22 protein-coding genes are annotated in these 21,169 nt (G+C 42.8%); 13 read left to right on the top strand and 9 right to left on the bottom strand.

Features of this window, described 5'->3' with window-relative positions:
* Positions 1-60: 60 nt before the first annotated feature.
* The gene (locus tag GFB48_RS05775) at positions 61-678 is read left to right on the top strand and encodes a DUF4328 domain-containing protein (protein ID WP_163932494.1); all 618 of its coding nucleotides are present in this window, start codon (positions 61-63) and stop codon (positions 676-678) included.
* A gap of 340 nt (positions 679-1,018) precedes the next feature.
* On the opposite strand, the gene guaA is transcribed toward GFB48_RS05775, so the two are convergent.
* Both guaA and guaB read right to left on the bottom strand, forming a co-directional pair.
* Positions 1,019-2,572 (bottom strand): glutamine-hydrolyzing GMP synthase, encoded by a 1,554-nt coding sequence (guaA, locus tag GFB48_RS05770; protein ID WP_163932491.1) that lies wholly within the window; start codon positions 2,570-2,572, stop codon positions 1,019-1,021.
* A gap of 59 nt (positions 2,573-2,631) precedes the next feature.
* Positions 2,632-4,101: an IMP dehydrogenase gene (gene guaB, locus GFB48_RS05765; RefSeq protein WP_163932488.1), complete on the bottom strand. Its 1,470-nt coding sequence runs from the start codon at positions 4,099-4,101 to the stop codon at positions 2,632-2,634.
* A gap of 124 nt (positions 4,102-4,225) precedes the next feature.
* Between guaB and xseA the strand changes: the two genes are divergently transcribed.
* Entirely contained in the window at positions 4,226-5,566 is a 1,341-nt protein-coding gene (gene xseA / locus GFB48_RS05760; protein WP_163932486.1) for an exodeoxyribonuclease VII large subunit, read from the top strand.
* 3 nt (positions 5,567-5,569) lie between these two features.
* Here xseA and GFB48_RS05755 read toward each other — a convergent pair whose 3' ends face one another.
* From GFB48_RS05755 to GFB48_RS05745, 3 genes are read right to left on the bottom strand one after another with little or no spacing between them, the layout of a single operon-like run.
* Positions 5,570-6,217, bottom strand: a complete 648-nt coding sequence (locus tag GFB48_RS05755; RefSeq protein WP_163932483.1) for a DUF2913 family protein — start codon at positions 6,215-6,217, stop codon at positions 5,570-5,572.
* Between the two features lie 53 nt (positions 6,218-6,270).
* A complete protein-coding gene (locus tag GFB48_RS05750; RefSeq protein WP_163932479.1) occupies positions 6,271-6,804 on the bottom strand; it encodes a GNAT family N-acetyltransferase in 534 nt (177 codons plus the stop codon).
* A gap of 58 nt (positions 6,805-6,862) precedes the next feature.
* Positions 6,863-8,071, bottom strand: coding sequence for a NupC/NupG family nucleoside CNT transporter (locus GFB48_RS05745; protein WP_163932477.1), 1,209 nt, complete (start codon positions 8,069-8,071; stop codon positions 6,863-6,865).
* Positions 8,072-8,266: 195 nt separating this feature from the next.
* Here GFB48_RS05745 and queG point away from each other — a divergent pair, with 195 nt between their 5' ends.
* From queG to GFB48_RS17750, 6 genes are all read left to right on the top strand, one after another.
* Complete coding sequence (queG, locus tag GFB48_RS05740; protein ID WP_163932474.1) at positions 8,267-9,412, top strand: tRNA epoxyqueuosine(34) reductase QueG; 1,146 nt, start codon at positions 8,267-8,269, stop codon at positions 9,410-9,412.
* A 364-nt stretch (positions 9,413-9,776) separates the two neighbouring features.
* Complete coding sequence (locus GFB48_RS05735) at positions 9,777-10,691, top strand: LysR substrate-binding domain-containing protein (protein WP_163932471.1); 915 nt, start codon at positions 9,777-9,779, stop codon at positions 10,689-10,691.
* A 136-nt stretch (positions 10,692-10,827) separates the two neighbouring features.
* Complete coding sequence (locus GFB48_RS05730; protein WP_163932468.1) at positions 10,828-11,553, top strand: nitroreductase family protein; 726 nt, start codon at positions 10,828-10,830, stop codon at positions 11,551-11,553.
* Positions 11,554-12,735: 1,182 nt separating this feature from the next.
* Positions 12,736-13,122: a hypothetical protein gene (locus tag GFB48_RS05725; RefSeq protein WP_163932464.1), complete on the top strand. Its 387-nt coding sequence runs from the start codon at positions 12,736-12,738 to the stop codon at positions 13,120-13,122.
* 165 nt (positions 13,123-13,287) lie between these two features.
* A complete protein-coding gene (locus GFB48_RS05720; RefSeq protein ID WP_163932461.1) occupies positions 13,288-13,674 on the top strand; it encodes a hypothetical protein in 387 nt (128 codons plus the stop codon).
* 333 nt (positions 13,675-14,007) lie between these two features.
* The gene (locus tag GFB48_RS17750; protein WP_256377988.1) at positions 14,008-14,139 is read left to right on the top strand and encodes a hypothetical protein; all 132 of its coding nucleotides are present in this window, start codon (positions 14,008-14,010) and stop codon (positions 14,137-14,139) included.
* A 450-nt stretch (positions 14,140-14,589) separates the two neighbouring features.
* Here the strand turns inward: GFB48_RS17750 and GFB48_RS05710 are convergent, their stop codons facing one another.
* Genes GFB48_RS05710 through GFB48_RS05700 form a run of 3 tightly spaced genes read right to left on the bottom strand, consistent with a single transcriptional unit; the run spans position 14,590 to position 16,365 of the window.
* Positions 14,590-14,910 (bottom strand): AzlD domain-containing protein, encoded by a 321-nt coding sequence (locus tag GFB48_RS05710; protein ID WP_163932458.1) that lies wholly within the window; start codon positions 14,908-14,910, stop codon positions 14,590-14,592.
* A complete protein-coding gene (locus tag GFB48_RS05705; RefSeq protein WP_163932455.1) occupies positions 14,903-15,598 on the bottom strand; it encodes an AzlC family ABC transporter permease in 696 nt (231 codons plus the stop codon). Before GFB48_RS05705 ends, GFB48_RS05710 begins: the two co-directional genes overlap by 8 nt.
* On the bottom strand, positions 15,598-16,365 hold the full coding sequence (locus tag GFB48_RS05700) for an enoyl-CoA hydratase/isomerase family protein (protein WP_163932453.1): 768 nt from the start codon (positions 16,363-16,365) through the stop codon (positions 15,598-15,600). Before GFB48_RS05700 ends, GFB48_RS05705 begins: the two co-directional genes overlap by 1 nt.
* A gap of 163 nt (positions 16,366-16,528) precedes the next feature.
* Here GFB48_RS05700 and GFB48_RS05695 point away from each other — a divergent pair, with 163 nt between their 5' ends.
* From GFB48_RS05695 to GFB48_RS05680, 4 genes are read left to right on the top strand one after another with little or no spacing between them, the layout of a single operon-like run.
* Positions 16,529-17,794 (top strand): 3-isopropylmalate dehydratase large subunit, encoded by a 1,266-nt coding sequence (locus tag GFB48_RS05695; protein WP_163932450.1) that lies wholly within the window; start codon positions 16,529-16,531, stop codon positions 17,792-17,794.
* A gap of 10 nt (positions 17,795-17,804) precedes the next feature.
* Positions 17,805-18,302, top strand: a complete 498-nt coding sequence (locus GFB48_RS05690; RefSeq protein ID WP_163932448.1) for a 3-isopropylmalate dehydratase — start codon at positions 17,805-17,807, stop codon at positions 18,300-18,302.
* Positions 18,303-19,166, top strand: a complete 864-nt coding sequence (locus tag GFB48_RS05685) for an oxaloacetate decarboxylase (RefSeq protein ID WP_163932445.1) — start codon at positions 18,303-18,305, stop codon at positions 19,164-19,166.
* Entirely contained in the window at positions 19,156-20,037 is an 882-nt protein-coding gene (locus GFB48_RS05680; RefSeq protein ID WP_163932442.1) for a VOC family protein, read from the top strand. The genes GFB48_RS05685 and GFB48_RS05680 overlap by 11 nt, the downstream gene beginning before the upstream one ends.
* A gap of 20 nt (positions 20,038-20,057) precedes the next feature.
* Here the strand turns inward: GFB48_RS05680 and GFB48_RS05675 are convergent, their stop codons facing one another.
* Entirely contained in the window at positions 20,058-20,333 is a 276-nt protein-coding gene (locus GFB48_RS05675) for a hypothetical protein (RefSeq protein ID WP_163932438.1), read from the bottom strand.
* A gap of 150 nt (positions 20,334-20,483) precedes the next feature.
* Between GFB48_RS05675 and GFB48_RS05670 the strand changes: the two genes are divergently transcribed.
* Positions 20,484-21,089 (top strand): energy transducer TonB, encoded by a 606-nt coding sequence (locus GFB48_RS05670; RefSeq protein ID WP_163932435.1) that lies wholly within the window; start codon positions 20,484-20,486, stop codon positions 21,087-21,089.
* The last annotated feature ends 80 nt before the right edge of the window (positions 21,090-21,169 follow it).

The raw sequence follows: 21,169 nt of genomic DNA, 5'->3' as shown, positions 1-21,169 counted from the left end.
AATACTAAGTTTTATACTTTTACAAAACTAATAAAAATCGCCTTAATCACGCAGATAGTTGTGGCCATTTTTTCTATTATCTCCAATAACCTTGAATATAAATTATTAGATGATTTCCAACATGGGGCTTACCTTTCACAGGAACTCGCCGAGGCCGAGGCCACTGCCAGTGATAATCGACAGCAAATAGCAGGGGGTATTTATCTCATTACATTTATTATTACTGGGACAATGATTTTAAGATGGATATATCTCGCTAACCAAAATGTAAGAGAGCTAGGTGCTGAAAACCTTGAATATACTCCGGGTTGGTCGGTGGGTTATTTCTTTATTCCAATTTTATCACTTTGGAAGCCCTACCAAGCAATGAAGCAATTGTGGCAAGCCAGTCAGTCACCTGCAGACTGGCAAAATCAATCTACACCAGGTTTATTATCCATTTGGTGGACACTCTGGTTAGTTGGAAATGCACTAGGGCAGGTCATATTCAGACTCGCCAACAGAGCGGAAGAAATAGAGCAGTTTATAATGTTAAACATTATTAACCATATTAGTGATGTCATTGATATTTTATTAGCCATCGCATTAATGCAAGTAGTCAAAAACATTTCAGAAATGCAGCAACGACTACAACCTAACACAGAGAATAATATTCCAATTTATTACGCCTCTAAATAAGGGGCCTACAAACCAAAAAAGCCGAGCAGTGCTCGGCTTAATTAAGGTGTCTTTGCAAGCCTTGCAAAGTGATAACAAGGCACTGAGAAAAACGAGCCCGGGGAGCATAGCTTGCCTATGTGACTCGGGTCGGCTTTTGCAGATAACGCAGTTAGGTCAAACTAGGCGCAGCAGAATTTTTCTACAAGCATTGCGAAGTTAACGCAGTATAGTTTTTCTGCAAGCTCTAGGAAAAGAGAACAAGGCCGCAAGAATTTTCAGCCCCAGGAGCTTAGTTCGCTAAGTGACTGGGGTGAAAATTAGCAGCAACGCAGTTATCTTGAACTAGGCGAAGCAGAAATTATTCCCATTCGATAGTGGCGGGAGGCTTGCCCGAAATATCGTAAACCACGCGGCTAATACCGTCGATTTCATTAATAATGCGATTCGACACATTGCCTAAGAAATCATACGGCAGGTGCGCCCAATGGGCCGTCATAAAGTCAATGGTCTCTACCGCACGCAGACTCACCACCCAATCGTATTTGCGACCATCGCCCATCACCCCAACCGAACGTACTGGTAAAAATACCGTAAAGGCTTGAGATACCTTGTGGTAAAGGTCGGCTTTATGCAACTCTTCAATAAAGATGGCATCGGCACGACGCAGTAAGTCACAGTATTCCTTCTTCACTTCACCCAGTACACGTACCCCAAGGCCTGGGCCTGGGAACGGGTGACGGTAAAGCATGTCATACGGCAAACCTAGCTCTAGGCCAACGCGACGTACTTCGTCTTTAAACAGCTCTTTTAATGGCTCAACAAGGCCAAGCTCCATATCTTCTGGTAAACCACCAACATTATGGTGTGACTTAATCACATGGGCTTTACCCGTTGCCGAGCCTGCCGACTCGATTACATCTGGGTAAATGGTGCCTTGGGCTAGCCACTTAGCATTCACTAGCTTTGAAGCTTCTTCATCGAAAATTTCAACAAATACATGGCCAATGATCTTACGCTTAGCTTCAGGATCATTCTCGCCTTTTAGGCGATCTAGGAATCTATCTTCAGCTTGCACATGAACAATGTTCAAGCCGAAGCCTTCACTGAACATTTCCATTACCTGCTCGCCTTCGTTTAAGCGCAGTAAACCGTTATCAACGAATACACAAGTCAGTTTATCACCAATAGCGCGATGCAGTAATAATGCGGTTACCGATGAATCAACACCACCTGATAAACCTAGTACCACTTCGTCATCGCCCACTTGCTCTTTAATACGGGCAATCGCATCATCAATAATTGAGCTTGGCTTCCAAGTTGACTCAAGGCCACAGATGTTTAGGGCGAAGTTGGTAAGTATTTCTTTACCCATTTTGGTGTGAGTCACTTCAGGATGGAACTGCACTCCATAAAAGTTACGAGCTTCGTCAGACATCGCCGCAAACTGACAGGTATCAGTGTTGCCAAGGCCAGTAAAGTTCTCAGGAATTTTTGATACTTTATCGCCGTGACTCATCCAAACATCAAGCTGGTTACCTAAGTTGGCAAACAGCTTAGATTCAGCCGTTAGGGCAACATTGGCATAACCAAATTCACCTTCACCTTCGCCTTTAATAACTTTACCACCTAGCTGCTCTGACATGGTTTGCATGCCGTAGCAAATGCCTAATACAGGCACGCCAGCGTTAAACACATATTCTGGAGCTCGGGGAGAGTTATCCTCAGTAACGCTTTCTGGACCACCCGCCAAGATAATTCCATTAGGGTTAAAGCCTTTAATCTGTTCTTCAGATACATCCCAAGCCCATAGTTCGCAATAAACACCGATTTCGCGGATGCGGCGAGCAATCAGCTGGGTATACTGAGAGCCAAAATCTAGGATAAGGATACGTTGATCGTGGATGTTGCTCATGATCTTCTCTTAATAAATATGCTTCGAAAAAGGCCAAGTTGAACACTTGGCCATATTAATTAACCGCGTTGGTAATTAGGTGCTTCTTTGGTAATCGTTACATCGTGAACATGCGACTCACCCATACCAGCAGAAGTCACTTGCACAAACTCAGCTTTGGTTCGTAATTCTTCAATGGTGGCGCAACCAGTAAGCCCCATGCAAGAACGTAAGCCACCCATTTGTTGATGAATGATCTCTTTTACGCGACCTTTGTAAGGCACTCGACCTTCAATACCTTCCGGTACTAATTTGTCGGCAGCATTATCAGATTGGAAGTAACGATCTGAAGAACCTTGCTTACCTGACATCGCTCCTAACGAGCCCATGCCACGATAAGATTTATAAGCACGACCTTGAAATAGTACTGTCTCACCAGGCGCTTCTTCGGTCCCGGCCAGCATAGAGCCTGCCATGATACATGACGCTCCTGCCGCAATCGCTTTAGCGATATCCCCTGAGAAACGGATACCGCCATCGGCAATCACTGGAATATCTAAATGAGCCACTGCGGCCGCAGCATCGGATACAGCTGTAATTTGTGGCACACCTACACCGGTAACAATACGGGTAGTACAAATTGAACCAGGGCCAATCCCGACTTTAACCGCACTGACACCGGCTTCAGCTAAAGCTAATGCGCCTTCACCAGTGGCCACGTTGCCACCGATAATCTGCAGATCGGGGTAAGCCGCTCTGGTATCACGAATACGCTGTAACACCCCTTCTGAATGGCCGTGAGAACTGTCGATTAACAGCACATCAACACCCGCCTCTACTAGAGCTGCTACACGCTCTTCGTTGCCAGGGCCGGCACCTACAGCTGCCCCGACTCTTAAGCGACCTAGCTCATCTTTACAAGCATTGGGCTTACGCTCGGCTTTTTCAAAGTCTTTACAAGTGACCATGCCAGAGAGTGAAAAATCAGGGCGAACCACTAAAACTTTTTCAATTCTGTGCTTAGACATTAATGCACGGCACTCATCTAATGATGCGCCTTCTTCAACAGTAACAAGACGCTCTTTAGGGGTCATCACCTGGCTCACGAGAACTTTATGATCATCCACAAAACGAACATCACGGCCCGTAATGATACCAACCAACTGGTTATCATTATCGACAACAGGAAAACTGGCAAAGCCGGTATGTTGTGATTTCTCGATGGCCTCGGCAATGGTCATATCAGGCGTCACAGTGACAGGAGCCTGAACCACACCCGATTCGTATTTTTTCACTTTACGAACTTCATCGGCTTGTTCTTCAATTGGCATATTTTTATGGATAAAACCAATACCGCCTTCTTGTGCCATAGCAATAGCTAGACGGGCTTCGGTAACGGTATCCATAGATGCTGAAAGCATAGGAACGTTTAGTTCAATAGTTTTAGTTAGTCTCGTTTTTAGGGAGGCAGTGTTTGGTAGAACTTCAGAATGAGCCGGTACTAGTAGTACGTCGTCAAAGGTTAGAGCTTCTTTTTTTAAACGCAGCATTGCAATATCTCGCTTGGGTTTAGGTGAAAGAACGTGATTGATATTGCGGCTAAATATTAGCTTGCAAATTCACTTTAGTAAATGTGAAAATGAATAAATTACAATTACATTAGATTTTTTCACTATGGGGCACTCCTCAAAGCATCCAATTAGCGTTTCAGAGCTTAATTATCAGGTTAGAAATTTGTTAGAAGGCACCATCGGCCAAATATGGCTCACTGGTGAAGTATCTAACTTTTCAGCTCCTAGCTCTGGCCACTGGTATTTCACCCTAAAAGATGATAAATCTCAAATTCGTTGTGCGATGTTTAGAGGCCGGAGTTCATTAGTTAATTTTATAGCAAAAAACGGCCAGCAAGTCATTGTATGTGCCAATATTAGCGTATATGAGCCCAGAGGGGACTATCAATTAATTGTTGAAACGATGCAAGCGGTTGGCGTAGGCCTACTACAGCAACAATATGAACAGTTAAAACAAAAACTATTTGAACAAGGCCTATTTGAACAAAGCCATAAAAAGCCCATTGGTAAACCCAATACCATAGGCATCATTACCTCAGCTACAGGGGCTGCTCTGCACGATGTATTGCACGTCCTTGCTCGACGAGCCCCCGATCTTGAAGTGATTGTTTATCCTACCCAAGTACAGGGCGAAGCAGCCCCCGCGCAAATTATTAATGCTATTAACATCGCGGTTCAACGTAATGAAGTCGATGCGATTTTGCTCACTAGGGGCGGTGGCTCCTTAGAAGATTTATGGTGCTTTAATGATGAAGCCTTAGCCCATGCTATTTACGATTGCCAGCTGCCTATTATCAGTGCAGTGGGCCATGAAGTGGATGTTACCATCTGTGATTTTGTCGCCGATTTAAGGGCGCCTACACCATCGGCTGGAGCTGAAATTTTATCCCAAGACAGGCAAGAGCAATGGCAACAACTACGCCAGTTAAAATCGCGCCTGTGGCACGGATTTAATAACGTAAGGTCAAAGCAAAATCAAAGTTTTGCTAATTTGAAACTGCGCCTTGATAATTGCCACCCCCAACGCCGACTGAATCAGCAATCACAACAACTCGATGAATTAAGTGTCCGTTTAGAAAAGTGTTTAGGACAAAAACTGTCACAACAGCAATTAGCACTGGCAAATTTAACTCAAAGATTAAACCGTAAGTCCCCTGAGCTTAAATTAAGCCAACTTGCTGCCACTAAAACTCAGCTTGAGCAAAGGCTCACCCAGGCAATAAAGGCTTTGGTTACCGCCAAAGTACAGCATGCCGACAAACTCTCGACCACCTTGAATGCCGTCAGCCCATTAAACACCCTCAATCGAGGCTATGCCATCGCCTTAGATGAGCAACAAAAGGTTATCCAAGACAGCAGCACGCTATCTAGTGGAGATAGAATTCAAGTGCGCCTCAAGCAAGGACAGCTAGAGGCCACAGTGACGCAAGTTAAACCAGATTAACGTCTACTGACTAATACCATTAACAATTTCTGGCAGCTCTGGCTGTAGATTTTGTGGGTACATGGTGTAGGTGAGATGGTATTTCACCAGCGAGGTTTTCTTTACCCCTTGGCTGACCAATAACTTATGCTTGAGGGCCAGCTTTGCAAAAGCTTGGGCATCGCCACGCACAAATAAACGCACCGGTTTGGTAAATTCACCATCCACAATCGTGGCGGGGTACTCGCTCGCACACAACACTACAATCGGCTTACCAATGCCCTTGATCATAATTTTTTCATCAAGCACATCTTCAAATTCGGTTTCCCAATCATGGGCTTCCACGTCTTCTAATAGTGCAGTTAAGCGTTCACCCATGCCCTGTTCATAGCCTTGCACTTGCTGGTATTGCGCTTGAATATCTTGCAACTGCGCCACCAGATTAGCACCCGCTCCCTTTGAACGTGCTTGGGATACAAAAGCATGCAACTGCTTGGCAATCAAGTTAGAGAAGCGTTGCTTTTTAATTGCGGTCACAATCCAATGGGTTAGAAAATGATTTTCTGCCTTACCACTTTTTGCGGCTGAATCACCGCGCCACTGCTCGAGTTCGGTTAAGGCCGCATCAACAAATTCAATAATGGCTTGATTATAATTTTGTGCTTTAGACAAAATAATTTTCCTAAAAATAAATTTTGCAGCTATTTTAGCTAATAGCTAAGGGATTAGGCACTAAAATCTTTGAAATAACGTACCACTTCACCATCCCAAGCGGGATCCTCATCAATCCCTGTAGATAAGTATTCCAGTCCGATGCGCTGCATGACCTTAACCGAAGCCGCATTTTCAATCGCCGCAACGGCAATGTATTTATGGTTTCCGGCAAGCTGTAGCTGCTGCATTACTGCCTGCGCCGCTTCAGTGGCATAGCCCTTACCCCAACTGCTTTGCACAAAACGCCAACCTATCTCTAAGGCGCTAAAATCCGGCTTATCAGTAAAAAAGCCAGCAGGGCGAATAAGAACCCAACCAATAAATTTTGATTCTAAAAAGCAACCCCACAGTCCCCAGCCTTTATCTGGATTATGGTACTTAGCCAGCCGTGGCAAAAACCTATTATTAATGTCATCCCAACTGGAAGGTATACCATGGTTTAAATGACGCATCACTTGTGGGTCTTGGTCAAGATCAAACAAAAGCTGCTTATCATCAGCACTTAATAGGCGATAGGTTAATCTTGGTGAAGGGGAAACTTGCATATCATCATCCATAAAAAAGGCCAGCAATATGCTGACCTTAACCTAATCCTACTGAAACTTACAGCGCGATAAAGATACCCGCTAGAGTTGCGCTCATCAGGTTTGCTAGGGTTGCAGCAATCACAGCTTTAAGACCTAGGTTCGCCACATCACCGCGACGCTCTGGCGCCATTGCCCCAATCGAGCCAATTTGAATCGCAATCGAGCCAATGTTTGCAAAACCACACAGCACAAAAGTAATAATCACCTGCGTGTTGGCCGATAACGTATCTTTAATAGAGGCAAAATCGATAAAGGCAACAAACTCGTTCATTACTACTTTTTGGCCAATTAAAGAGGCTGCCGTTACCATTTCACTGGCTGGAACTCCAATAATAAAGGCGATAGGGGCAAATACATAACCCAGTATTTTTTGCAGCGTTAAGCCTTCAACACCTACTGCCGCACCCAGCGTTTCAAGGCCGGCATTCGCCATCGCAATAACCGAAATAAATGCAATCAGCATAGTGCCCACAGCAACGGCTACCCGCATACCATTCATGGCACCTGCGGCCATGGCATCAATACCATTTGAAAACTCGCTTTTCTCAAGTTCAATATCATCTTGATTAGAAACCTGCTGAGTTTCTGGCACTAAAATTTTAGCCATTAATAAGCCCGCTGGAGCCGCCATAAAACTAGCAGCAATCAGGTATTTAAGCTCAACCCCTAAACCAGCGTAACCGCCAAGCACAGAGCCGGCAACCGATGCCATACCACCTGTCATTACCGCAAACAGCTCAGAACGGGTCATCTTATTTAAAAACGGACGAACTAATAGCGGTGACTCACCTTGGGATAGGAAGATATTACCCGTCGCCACAAATGATTCTGCGCGAGATGTTTTTAATAAACGCTGTAAGCCACCACCAATCACTTTAATCACCCATTGCATCGCACCGATATGGTATAGCAACGAAATTAGCGCACTAATAAAAATAATAAGTGGTAGAACTTTAACCGCAAAAATAAAGCCGGTATCGTAAAGGTCACCCAATACAAAACGAATACCCTGCTCAGAAAAGCTTAATAAAGAAGCCACACCAGAACTCATCGCGCCTAGTAACGACTGACCTAATGGCACGTATAAGACTAATGCCGCAAAAGCAGCCTGCAGACCTAGCGCGCCTAGTACGGTACGCCAGTTGATTGCCTTTTTATTTTCCGAAAGCGCGAAAGCGCAAAGCAGTAGAGTCACTACCCCTACCAATCCCATAAACAGCTGCATGTTTTACCTATAAATTACCCAACAACAAATTAGGAGCAATTGTACCCACAGCTTTTTAAGTCACTAGCGGCAAAACATGATTATCAGCCCAGCGTCACAAAAAACTTTTTATTGTTTACCACGGGAAAATATAAGCTCACCCTCTCATCACCAGCCTGTGGTAAAATAACGGCGTATTCATCTTTTGGGTTAAACATGTCAGCGTCTTTATCTTGCGAACAATTACAACAACTTGCCAATCAAATTAAACAGTGGGGGCTAGAGTTAGGCTTTGCTCAGGTTGGTATTAGCGATATTGATTTAGAAGCCCACGCGCTGCCATTACAAAAATGGCTCGATGAGGGCATGCATGGCAGCATGAATTTTATGGCTGAACATGGTTCAAAACGTTACCGACCAGCTGAGCTGCACCCAGGAACCTTACGAGTAGTCACTGTCAGAATGAACTACCTACCTCCTAATGCCAAATTTGCCAGCAACCTAAAGGATCCTTTACAAGCCTACATCAGTCGCTATTCCCTTGGTCGTGACTACCATAAAATGATGCGTAATCGCCTCAAAAAGCTCGGGCAAAAAATCGCCGAAGTGGTACCGGAATACCAAGGCCGCCCTTTTGTCGATTCAGCCCCCGTTATGGAGCGCGCCCTCGCTGAAAAATCCGGCTTAGGTTGGACAGGAAAACACTCGTTATTATTAAACGAGAAGGCAGGTAGCTGGTTCTTTTTAGGGGAGCTATTCGTCAACTTGCCCTTGCCCACGGATACTCCAGTGAAGAATCAATGTGGCAGCTGCGTAGCCTGTAAAACCATTTGCCCAACTAATGCCATTGTTGCCGATGGCGTGGTCGATGCCAGACGTTGTATTTCTTATCTTACCATTGAGCATGATGGCGCAATCCCTATCGAATTCAGACAAAATATGGGCAATCGTATTTATGGTTGTGATGATTGCCAATTGGTATGCCCATTTAACCGTGAAGCTCCAGTAACAAAAGAAACCGACTTCCACGCCAGAAGTGAACTCACCACCCCACAATTATTAGAACTGTTTAGCTGGAGTGAGCAAGAATTTTTAGATAAAACCCAAGGCAGTGCTATTCGCCGTATTGGCCATAAAAAGTGGTTAAGAAACCTATCTATTGCCCTAGGCAACGCCTGTTATAGCGAGCAAATTATTCAAGCCTTAGAGCAAGCCAATGATTACCAAGAAAGTTTTTTACAAGAACACTATCAATGGGCATTACAGCAACAAGCACTAAAAGAACAACGCCCTTTTAGTCATCAAAGAAGCACCCAACGGCTCATTCGAGTCATAAATAAAGGATTGCCCAGAGACTCCTAACCAATCAAAAAAGCAACAAAATACCCCCATAAAGTCAAAACTTTAGCCACAATAACGACTGGTCATACCTCATATTGACTATTTATGCTAAAAAAGCGCATTTTTAATGAAAAACTCGATTGATTATTCGAGCGAAATGTTATAAATTGGAAAAATGGTCTGACCAAGAAGACGGACTGATTATAATTATTCAACATGAGATTTCATCATCTGAAATGATTATAAAAAATTAAAACATGGGAATGCATTGGATGCTGAGTTCATCTAGATTTTTAATCTTTGATTTAAAAGCTAAACTAATTTTGTTAGCAATGTCATCTCCGAACAATAAGAAAACATACCAACCAAACATTGTGAGGACATCATGATCGAGTTACGTCATTTACGTACCCTGATAGCACTTAAAGAAACAGGAAGTCTTGCCGGGGCGGCAAAAAAAAGATTTGTGACACAATCTGCGCTATCACATCAAATTAAAGAATTAGAGACTCGAATTGATGCTCAACTTTTCATTAGGAAAAGTAAGCCGCTTAATTTTACCCCAGAAGGTCAAAGGCTAATCAGCTTAGCCGAAAAAATAATTCCAGAAGTTATCGCTGCAGAGCAGGAGTTAAAAGCGGGATTAGAACAACAAAGAATAGCATTAAATGTTGGGGTTGAATGTCAAAGTTGTTATAGATGGATGCAACCAGCACTAGAAAGATTCCGAGTAATGCACCCAGATGTTGATATCAACTTCACTGCCCGCCATGGTTTCCAATCTTTAGATGCTTTAGAAGCCAACGACATCGACCTCGTATTTACCTCTGACCCAACACCAAGTTACCAAATTCAATACCAACACCTTTTTGATTTTGAAGTTCGATTACTTACTTCAAAAAATCACTCGCTAGCGCATCAAGAATTTGTTAGTCCCCAGCAACTAACTGATAGTAACCTTCTGACTTACCCTCTTCCACTTGATAAAGTTGATTTATATAAGCACTTCTTAGCGCCAGCACAAGTGACAATTGGTCAGCAAAAACAATGTGAATTAACCCTGATGCTGATGCAGCGAGTTGCCTCTGGAGATGGTGTCACTGCGTTACCAATTTGGTCAATACCTGAAACCCATGGTATTTCGTTAGCCAGTATTTCTTTAGGCAAAGACGGACTGCATAGACCTTTATTTAGTGCAATTAATCGAAGCACTAAACACCAAGATCTCCTTAATCAGCTTAAAAATGAAATTTGTTTAGAAGCGAGTCAGTATCAACTTAAAGAAGTCGCCGCGGCCTAACCACTGCTGTTTTCCCCTAAAACGCCGAATGAGCATCTCATTCGGCGTTTTTGTTATTACTCCTTGGTGGCAATTGGGTTGAAATTGCTAAACTTGGCTGGTTAAATGCGCAAATTTCAATTTACAGGCAAATTCTATGGCAAGCTACACTGCACTTGAAACCTTAATTCACCAACGTCGCTCAGTGCGCAAGTATGACCAGCAACATCAATTTAATCATGATAGCGTCCAACGCGCCCTGGAATTAGCAACTCTCAGCCCCAACAGTTCTAATATGCAGTTATGGCAATTCCACCGTGTGATTGACGCCGATAAAAAAGCCGCTTTAGCTAAAATCTGTATGAACCAAAACGCCGCCAAAACCGCGAATGAATTAGTGGTATTTGTCACCACACCAACGGATTGGAAACAAAGAGCCGAGAATAATGCCAAGCATATTCGCGATAGTTTCAATGGCCGTACCGACAAAGCGGCCCTGGGTGCCTATAAGTATTACGAAAAGCTCATCCCGTTTCTATACAACAACGATAGGTTTGGTCTTTATGGCATGGGGCGTAAAGTCATGAGCTTTGTTATGGGCTTTAAACGCCCTATGGTTCGTGAAGTAGCGAAGTCAGATGTGCACGCCACCTTGCATAAAAGCAGCTCATTAGCCGCCATGACTTTTATGCTGGCTATGACAGAACAAGGCTATGACACTTGTCCGATGGAAGGCTTTGATTCCAATAAAGCCAAAAAGCTCCTTGGCCTACCGAGTAACGTCGATATCACTATGATCATTAGCTGTGGTAAGCGTACAGATGAAGGCGTTTATGGCGAGCGCCAACGTGTTGAAAACGATTCTGTAATTTTTAAGCATTAAATCAGTCTTGAGAGTCGAGGGGGGCTTCGCAACGAAGTGCCCTCTAAGTCACACAGTGACTCCCTTTTCGGCACACATATAGACACCCATAATTAATTGCTTTCGAGTAAACACACCACTTATCTATTCAAATTTTGCACTGCACCTGCGGTGTCACAGTGTTGCGTGATTTTTGATGAATAGATACTTAAAGTAACCAAACCAAGCCAATAAAGCTCAACCTTACTTCCAAGCACCACAGAGTATGGCCAACATGAATGAAGCTTGATTGAAGTTCAAGATTTTGTGTTGTAAGTTATTGATTAATAATGGGTGGCTATAGTTAATTTTATCGGAAAATTGAAATTTAAGTGGTAATTAATATGTATCAAAAACTAAAAGCCTTTTGGTCTTATACGCTATATGCTTTTATTGTAACGATGATAGGTCATTTTTTTGGCCTTAATAAAAATGACCTATTTGTTTTTTGGGAAGGTGTAATTGCTATTGCATTTCTAATTGCGATGCTTACTTACTCGATGTTCTTGTGCTTTAAGCTAACTGGATGGAAGAAGTACATTTTTATATTTTTTACATTGTGTACACTTGGTGGTTTCTCTGTGATTATATACGTCCTAACGAGGAATACTCTGGTGGTTAAGAGGTTACTAGGCGAAATCGCAATTGATAATAAGTAAATAATAAAGGCCAGGCATCGTTAATTTCTTGAATTCTGGTCTTATAAATATGACTAGCAAGATACATATAGACAGCCATAATTAATTGGTGAACGCCAACGCGTTGAAAACACACATATAGACACCCATAATTAATTGCTTTCGAGTAAACACACCACTTATCTATTCAAATTTTGCACTGCACCTGCGGTTTCACAGTGTTGCGTGATTTTTGATGAATAGATACTTAAAGTAACCAAACCAAGCCAATAAAGCTCAACCTTACTTCCAAGCACCACAGAGTATGGCCAACATGAATGAAGCTTGATTGAAGTTCAAGATTTTGCGTTGTTAGTTATTGATTAATAATGGGTGGCTATAGTTAATTGTTGATATAGACCCTAACACCGGAAGACCTGGCGGGGTCCACGTGTCTTATCAAGTTTACAATGGAAGCGAACGCATTAAGCATTTCGGACAAACATTCGATAATGAGCATGGTGCAGGATATTTAGGAAGAGATTAAATGAATAACAATATAGATGATACTTTAGTGTTTATTGCCAAAGAGTTTATTAATTACACTTTAGAAAGCACTGAAAAATGGAGTGAGGCCTACTTAAGGTTTGAATCCGAGCCAGGTGCAAGGAAGGTTGAAATGATCTATGGCTATGATGGGAATGGCACATTTTATGAATTTAATGAAGCTAATGATGAGTTTACATTTGCGATAATGGAGCCTTTTAAACATTTAAAAGAATTGCTATTTAAGAAATTTGAAAAGGAATTTTGTGTTTGTTTGTTGAAAATTGACTCTGATTATAATTATGACTTCTTTTATGAATATGATGACAGAAATAAGTGGGAGATTAGTAAGATGAACGGTGCATCAGGCATCCCAAATTTGGATTAATTAATAAATTAACAAGGACATATATGGACGCTCAAATGGTGTCAAGGCACAGTTTGCATGTCGGGGCATGTTTGTCCCGATAACAAAGATCCAGAGACACCCATAACAAATTGTCAGTTTAAAGCACACATATAGACAGCCATAGTTAATTGCTATGTTAAGGCCGTGAGTCGTGCATATGATGTATCAGCTAAAGTAACAGGAGTTTATGGTGATGCTGCTCAGTCAGATTTTTTAAATAGAGTACAAATATTCGACATTGAGCTAAATCAGTTTATGGCTAATGAAAACTATAGAAGCGAAGTATCTCTATTAGTCGAGAACAACCTTGAAAGGTCATTAGCTATGAAGGATGATTCGAAGACTTGTTATGTATTAGGTAGATTAAACGGGCGTCTAGGGGCTGGAATGGCTGCTAATAAATTTGGTAAGTCAACAGCACTGTTAGGTGATTATATGCATGAAGTTGGCGTCGCTGGTGCGGGAATAGCCGGAGTTTTCGATTATATTCTTTTGGGAGAATCTATAGAGGAGTTGAAGTATGAAGAATAATGCGAAGTCTATTCTTGCTATTATTATTCCTGCCAGTTATTGGTTAGGCTTGCTTTATATGTTTGTGTGTGGGTGGATAAATGATGGTGTTTACCTGATTATTATTTTTATATCGATGTTTCTTTTGATAAGAGTTAGAAACTATAGAAGTACCCATGAGGCTTTGTATAACTGCACAATGCTACTGTTTGCATGTTTAACTTTAGGATATTTATTTATATAAATAAAAAGAAATAAAACAAATAAAGTGGCACACAATAGACACCCATAATTAATTGCTGCTTTTTCAGCCTCCTACTAAACTTGTTTTATAGCGAGTTGTAGGAGGTAGCCATGCCTAGACCCCGTAGTACGTTAATTTCAGTTGAAGATACTCCTTATTATCACATCACTAGCCGTGTTGTTAGTCGTGCTTTCCTGTGCGGATTTGATAAATACACCCATGGTACATATAGACAGTCATAATTAATTGGGAATAGTATTGTAAGTAAAACAACAAGGACACCCTTCGTTAATAGAATGATAAAGTAAGCATTTACACCCACAGTTATTTGGGTTAGTGCTGCTTTATTTAGGGTGAATAGACGCTTAAATCCACAAAATCACGCAAATAGGAAGCAATATTAAATATTACTTCCTATAACTACTGAGCAATACCATCATCAACCATGGTCAACTTACTCTCAAACTTTAGCTGTGTAACTAATTGATTAATAATGGGTGGCTTAGATTAATAAAACGCCAATGTCGATATCACTATGATCATCAGCTGCGGTAAACGCACCGATGAAGGCGTTTATGGTGAACGCCAACGTGTTGAAAACGATTCTGTAATTTTTAAGCATTAAATCAGTCTTGAGAGTCGAGGGTGGCTTCGCAACGAAGTGCCCTCTAAGTCACGCAGTGACTCCCTTTTTACAGCATGACTTTCAATCCGACAAAACTGACCATGGCGAGCACGATGACCAGTAGCGTGTTTTTCAGCTTTAAACTCAAACCGATGGCTATAAGCCCTGCTAGAAAATAAGGGCTCGTTAATGGGTTAATCCAATTGCCTGAGCTTGATTGAAAAAGTATTGGTGCGGTCATCGCGGTTAATACACAGGGCGCGCTAAAGCTTAAAAAGCGCTGCGCCCTTGGCCCTAGTTTAAAGGGCAAATGCGGGCTTAAAAAGAAATAACGACAACCAAAGGTGATCCCGGCTATTGCTAATAATAGCCACCATAGGTTATCCATTATCCTTTCCTTTTAGCTGTATTTCGGAGGAGATAAAGCCTGCCAACATTCCAGAAAACGTCGCCACAATTAAGCCGTTGGCTATTGATAAATAGTCATACACAAGGGCTACTGCAGCACTCACAGTTACCGCCAATACCATGGGCTTATCCTTTACCATAGGCACGACTAAGGCGATAAATGTCGCCGCTACCGCAAACTCAAAGCCAAAATGCTCAAGGTTAGGAATACTATTCCCAATGATGATGCCGGCTAATGTTGCCAGATTCCAGCTGACATAAAACATAAAGCCAGAACTTAAGGCATAACCGTAATCAAATTGTTTGTCATCAACCAGTTGTTTTTGGGATAAGGCAAACATCTCATCGGTAAGAACAAACGCAAATATCGCCCGTTTATACCAAGGCAATGTAATCACATGCTGGCGCATCACCGCACTATAAAGTAAATGCCTAGAACTGATCACTAATGAAGAGTTAAGCATTGCAATGGCTGATGGGGGACCCGTGTAGCCACCCACAAAGGCCAACTGCACCGCCCCTGCAAAAATTAACAGCGACATAGCTTGGGCTTGCCAAACCGATAAACCTAATTCCATCGCTAACGCGCCACAAAGAACGCCCCAGGGGATCACTGCCACAGATAATGGCACCATATCTTTGATGCCCCTAAAAACCGATTGTGTCATTAAAATTCCGCTGGGCGCTTATCCATAAAGGCCGCTGCCCCTTCTTGAAAATCTTCCCCTTCAAAGGCACGATCAAAAAGGGCGCGTACATCAGCTGCTGCGAGAGTATTGGTTTGTCCAAGGTAGCCTAAGGTCGCTTTAATGCCAGATAATGAAGTACGGCTAAGCTGCAAGGTATGCTCAATCAACTGCTGTGCGGCCGAATGCAATTGCTCTGACTCAACCACTTGATTAACCAGCCCAAAATTTAGGGCATCGACAGCTAATAAAGTGCGGTTAAACAGCAACAACTCTTTCGCTTTGGCAATTCCAATAAGATTGACGAGACGTCTCGAGTCTTCAATAGAGTAAAGCAAACCAAGTTTAGCAGGAGTAATGGCAAATTTAGATTGTGATGTAGCAATTCGATAATCACAAGCACAAGCAATACCTACGCCGCCACCCATACAAATACCATCAATCAGGGCAATGGTAGGGATAGTTAATTGCTCTAGCTTTTGCTGAGCAAGCTGCACTAACTCGTTATTAGTGCGCATCTGTTTAGGGTGATTAATTATACTTTTCAGCTCAGCAATATCCGCACCAGCACTAAAAGCCCTCGAGCCCTTGGCCTGCAACACTAATACTTTAGCATTGGATTGGTTAACGGTTTGACAATGCTCTATTAAGCTTTGCCACATCTGAGCGTTGAGCGCATTGGACTTATCCGCCCTATTAAGGGTTATGGTGGCAATAACGCCTGATATTTCAAGTTGTAGTGTTGACATTAATCAAAAAATTCCTTGTCGCTATGCCTGCCTGATTGTAATTAGCTGCTGCTTTCATGCACCATGAATTTAGGGTCTATAAACCATTTAACCTTATTGGCTCAAAGCCCCCTAATAAAATTCTAACCGATTTGCCATTTAGCAAGAAAAACAGGGAAGTAACATGTCTAAGCAAACCCTAGCGCAGAAAATAATTAGCCGAGTAAGCGGTCATAGTATGCCTCAACCAGGGGAGATTGTTACCTGTAAAGTGGACAAAGTACTGATGCACGATTCCAGCGGTCCACGTCGAGTTAAGGATAGGCTAGCACACCTTAATGCCAAAGTATTTGATCCTAAAAAAATCGTCTTAGTCAGCGATCACTATGTCCCTGCTACCGATACAGAAAGTGCTGAAATATTAGCACTCACAAGGGACTGGGCTGAAACAAACAACATTGAACATTTTTACGATATGCAGGGCATTTGTCATGTGATGCTACCCCAGCATGGTCACTTAGAGCCCGGCATGTTTTTAGTGGGTGGCGATTCCCACTCCCCAACAGGCGGTGCCTTTGGCACCTTTATGGTCGGCATCGGTGCCACTGAAATGACAGGGGTGTTAGCTACAGGTGAAATCTGGATTCGCGTACCTCAAACCATTCGAGTTAACTGGCATGGTAAGTTGCAAGATGGCGTTAGTGCTAAAGATATTATGCTGTTTTTATGCCGTGAACTTGGAGTAAATAATCACTATAAGGTCATTGAATTTGCTGGCGAATGTATTGATACCATGGGCATGCCAGAACGTATGGTGCTGTGTAATATGACCGCAGAGATGGGCGCAAAAACCGGTGTCATTGCTGCTGATGAAACCACCCTTGATTGGTTACGAGACAAAGGCAAAACGCCAGCTCAAGACGCACTAAGTTGGCGCAGTGATGACGACTGTCAATATGAAGCAATTTACCACTTCGATGCTTGTGAATTAAGCCCTCAAATTGCCGCACCGCACTCGCCAGAAAACACCTATGCAATTGACGCTATTGGTAAAGTGAAAATCCACCAAGCCTATATTGGCGCCTGTACTGGAGCCAAGCTCAGCGACATGCAAATGGCCGCCAAAGTGTTAAAAGGCCATAAGGTGGCTCAAGGCACCCGCTTATTGGTGGCTCCCGCTTCTCAACTGATGCTGCACCAAGCTTCCCTAGATGGCACCTTACAAACCCTAACCGAAGCCGGTGCGATTATTTTACCAAGCGGTTGTGGTGCCTGTGCCGGCATGGGCGCAGGCGCTATCGCCGCCGGCGAGAACTGCCTCTCATCCACCTCTAGAAATTTTAAAGGAAGAATGGGCTCAAAAGACGCCAACGTATACCTAGGATCGCCTTACTCTGTCGCCGCCAGTGCCATCGCAGGCAGAATTACTGACCCCAGAAAATACCTCTAAGGACACCGTAATGAAAACAACATTTAGTGGAAAAGTATGGCGCTTTGGTGACAATATCGATACTGACCTACTCGCTCCTGGTCCTTATATGAAGTCACCTTTAACGGAGATGGCACAACACTGCCTCGAGGCGATTGATGAAAACTTTGCCAAATCAGTACAGCATGGTGACATCCTAGTTGCGGGTATCGGTTTTGGTATTGGCTCTTCCAGAGAACAGGCCGCTCAAGTATTGATTGAATTAGGTATTAAAGCCGTGGTTGCGGAGTCTTTTGCTCGCATTTTTTATCGTAACGCCCTCAACTTAGGCTTACCTGTAATTGAATGCCCAGATTTATCGCCCATAAAAGATAACGATCGGCTGCAGATTGATATCACCACTGGAATAATAACCAACCTCTCGGATGGCTCACAACTGCAAGGAAGCGCTATCCCAAGTCAACTAATGGCGATTGTTGAAGCGGGAGGCTTAATGCCATATCTGACTGCCAAACATGGAAACTCATAAATGAATAATTTAAAACAACGGTTAATGGCAGATGAAATCTTATTGGCTCCGGGTGGATACGATGCCCTGAGTGCCTGCATGATTGAGCAAGCAGGATTTAATGCAATGTATCTATCAGGAGCCTCTATTGCCTATACCCGCTTTGGACGCCCAGATATCGGCTTAATATCAATGAACGAAGTCGCTGAGACTATTGCGGTTATTCGTGAACGTGTAGATTTGCCAATTATTGTCGATGCAGATACTGGCTTTGGTAACGCTTTGAACGTACACCGAACCGTGCGCCTGTTTGAGCGTATGGGGGCAAGCGCCATTCAACTTGAAGACCAAATGATGCCTAAACGATGTGGCCACTTAAAGGGGAAAACATTAGTCTCTAAAGATGAAATGGTAGGGAAAATTAAATCTGCCGTAGACGCTCGCGCCAGTGACAACACCTTAATTATCGCCAGAACAGATGCGATTGGTGTAAACGGTTTTGAGGATGCTATGGATAGGGCTGAAGCCTTCCATGAAGCTGGGGCAGATGTACTATTTATTGAAGCCCCTGAGAACCTAGAGCAAATGCAACTGATGAATGATTACTTCCGAGATAAAACACCATTATTGGCTAACATGGTTGAGGGTGGCTCAACCCCTATATCAAGTGCTAAAGAACTCCAAGAAATGGGCTATAAGCTGGTCATTTTTCCAGGTGCCATGGTTAGAGCTTACACCTTTATGGCACAGAACTTTCTTAAATCTTTAAAAGAAAATGGCTCAACCAAGGCCTATGCGACTTCTATGCTCAACCTTGCTCAGCTTAATCAGTTGTTGGGTACTGATGAAATGTTAGCAAAAGGAAAACAATATCATGGCAGCTAACCTAGGCCGTTTAGGTGAGTTTACTGGAGCAGTATTAGCGAGTAACAACATAGAAATGCAAGCGCACAGTTACATTCATGCTCTAGGATTTAAAGTTAGCAAGCGCTCACTTGTTTGCGAGAAACAAGCTGACAACTGGCAAGCTTCAGGTTTACTAGGTAGCCCGAGAATTGACCTCATGGCTCCTGATGGTAGCAGTTGGTTGACTCTAGTCCAGGAACAACACTTGGTTCGAGCGAATCCATTACAAACCCATGGCTGGATGGCTCTTGAAATAAATGTAGCCAATGTCGATAAACTTCGTCAAAGCTGTATTGGAGCCGGATTTGAGATTATTGGTGAGCCAGCATATTTGCAATTAAGTGATTCCATTAAGGCTATGCAGATCAAAGGACATGGCGGTGAAATTTCTTATCTCACCCAAATTGATAATGAAGTCCCCCCTTTTAAATTGCCTCAAACCGATGCATTATCCGCCGGCCTATTTATTACTGTCCTTAATTGTGCTGATCGTGCTGAGTCGCTAGCATTTTATGAATCTTTAAACCAAGGCCAAGCGGGCTTAAAGTTTGATACCAAAGTGACTGTACTTAACAAAGCTTGGGGGAAAGCCACTGAAAATCAATACCCTGTAGCAACCTTGCAATTAAATGGCAAAGCGCTGTTTGAAATTGATGAAGTTGTCGGTAGTGATATCAACCCAGCATCTGACAGCTTACCAGCCGGTATAGGCTTAATCAGAATAGAGACCTTTGCTCTGGATGATATTGCGAAAGAGCAAGGAGTAGAAATCTACCAGGCGGATTACGGTCGCGCGGCGCTTATTATCGGTCCAAGTGGAGAACGTCTAGAACTGATTGAAGGGAGTTAGAGAAAATATCAAGCAGCCAGCTACAGCCATTGATTTCTTTTTAAACCACGATGGACATTTTTACAAAGTTTAACGAGCTTTCTGAATTCTTCAAAATTGGGTGAGCGCTCACGCTTGATGGCGCTTTTCCAATAACTTAATTCACTTTCTACTAACTCTAGTAACTTTTTAGGGCAGCCGATACAAGTATTAGTTGGCCCGCACACGAACGTATCTGACTCGTATAATGGCAAAGCGGCTTCGACTTCAGATATCAAGTTCAATGTTGCCAACTGTAAATTAGGTTTAGTGGACATATCATCTCCTAGATCATTGTCGACATTTTACTCGTCAATGTCCCCGGAAAACTCGCGCGAGCTCACACTTTAATATTTATCGATAATTTTTTCAAAAACAACAATATTAGTCTAAACTTATCAATGCGTTACATAACAAGGAGAAAGTCTATGATTCGTCATATCTACCGCTTACCCTCGACTATGCTAATGGCGGCATTCATTAGCTTCGGGCTATTTGTCTTGATGGCTCAACTGATCAGCAACCCTGTAGCTACCGTCACAACAGCGATACCCACACCTAATATTGTTGTTACCTTTGAACCTAATGAAATTCCCCCTGAAACCAAAAGAAATATTACACCACCACCGAAACCTGTCACCCAACCACAAACTCAGCCTCCGCAAATTAAAGACTCAGACCCAATCATTGATACTGTCGTTCCTGTTGTGGCTACACCTATCATTCCCACAACCTTAAATCCAAGTGAAGCTGGAATAAACAAACAAGCGACACCTGTATTTAGAATAGAGCCTCAATATCCAATTAAAGCCTTATCAAGAGGCATCGAAGGTTATGTTGATCTGTATTTTGATGTGGATCAGTTAGGACAAACTCATAACATTCGAGTCATTGCTGCCAAGCCTAAAAGAGTTTTTGATAGCGCAGCCATTAAAGCACTAAAAAAATGGCGTTATCAACCACAAATGATTGAGGGAAAACCTATTGCGCAATCTGGACTACAAGTAAGATTAGAATTTAATTTAAATGACTGACTCAGTGTTTATAACGGGTAAAAGCCAATAGCTGGCTTTTACCCATGCTATGCGTGAACTTAAATCGCCACAGTATATTT

Origin of the sequence: Paraferrimonas sp. SM1919, assembly GCF_010993985.1 — a bacterium.
Lineage (GTDB): Bacteria > Pseudomonadota > Gammaproteobacteria > Enterobacterales > Shewanellaceae > SM1919.
Note: the sequence above shows the minus strand (reverse complement) of the source record. Positions and strands in the feature narration are given on the sequence as shown.

Coding starts and splice junctions, on each gene's coding strand:
- GFB48_RS17750 (WP_256377988.1), top strand. CDS start 14,008: ATGCCTAGACCCCGTAGTACGTTAATTTCAGTTGAAGATACTCCTTAT.
- GFB48_RS05690 (WP_163932448.1), top strand. CDS start 17,805: ATGAAAACAACATTTAGTGGAAAAGTATGGCGCTTTGGTGACAATATC.
- GFB48_RS05745 (WP_163932477.1), bottom strand. CDS start 8,071: ATGCAGCTGTTTATGGGATTGGTAGGGGTAGTGACTCTACTGCTTTGC.
- GFB48_RS05680 (WP_163932442.1), top strand. CDS start 19,156: ATGGCAGCTAACCTAGGCCGTTTAGGTGAGTTTACTGGAGCAGTATTA.
- GFB48_RS05730 (WP_163932468.1), top strand. CDS start 10,828: ATGGCAAGCTACACTGCACTTGAAACCTTAATTCACCAACGTCGCTCA.
- GFB48_RS05725 (WP_163932464.1), top strand. CDS start 12,736: ATGAATAACAATATAGATGATACTTTAGTGTTTATTGCCAAAGAGTTT.
- GFB48_RS05735 (WP_163932471.1), top strand. CDS start 9,777: ATGATCGAGTTACGTCATTTACGTACCCTGATAGCACTTAAAGAAACA.
- queG (WP_163932474.1), top strand. CDS start 8,267: ATGTCAGCGTCTTTATCTTGCGAACAATTACAACAACTTGCCAATCAA.
- GFB48_RS05710 (WP_163932458.1), bottom strand. CDS start 14,910: ATGGATAACCTATGGTGGCTATTATTAGCAATAGCCGGGATCACCTTT.
- guaA (WP_163932491.1), bottom strand. CDS start 2,572: ATGAGCAACATCCACGATCAACGTATCCTTATCCTAGATTTTGGCTCT.
- GFB48_RS05685 (WP_163932445.1), top strand. CDS start 18,303: ATGAATAATTTAAAACAACGGTTAATGGCAGATGAAATCTTATTGGCT.
- GFB48_RS05705 (WP_163932455.1), bottom strand. CDS start 15,598: ATGACACAATCGGTTTTTAGGGGCATCAAAGATATGGTGCCATTATCT.
- GFB48_RS05695 (WP_163932450.1), top strand. CDS start 16,529: ATGTCTAAGCAAACCCTAGCGCAGAAAATAATTAGCCGAGTAAGCGGT.
- xseA (WP_163932486.1), top strand. CDS start 4,226: ATGGGGCACTCCTCAAAGCATCCAATTAGCGTTTCAGAGCTTAATTAT.
- guaB (WP_163932488.1), bottom strand. CDS start 4,101: ATGCTGCGTTTAAAAAAAGAAGCTCTAACCTTTGACGACGTACTACTA.
- GFB48_RS05700 (WP_163932453.1), bottom strand. CDS start 16,365: ATGTCAACACTACAACTTGAAATATCAGGCGTTATTGCCACCATAACC.
- GFB48_RS05675 (WP_163932438.1), bottom strand. CDS start 20,333: ATGTCCACTAAACCTAATTTACAGTTGGCAACATTGAACTTGATATCT.
- GFB48_RS05670 (WP_163932435.1), top strand. CDS start 20,484: ATGATTCGTCATATCTACCGCTTACCCTCGACTATGCTAATGGCGGCA.
- GFB48_RS05750 (WP_163932479.1), bottom strand. CDS start 6,804: ATGCAAGTTTCCCCTTCACCAAGATTAACCTATCGCCTATTAAGTGCT.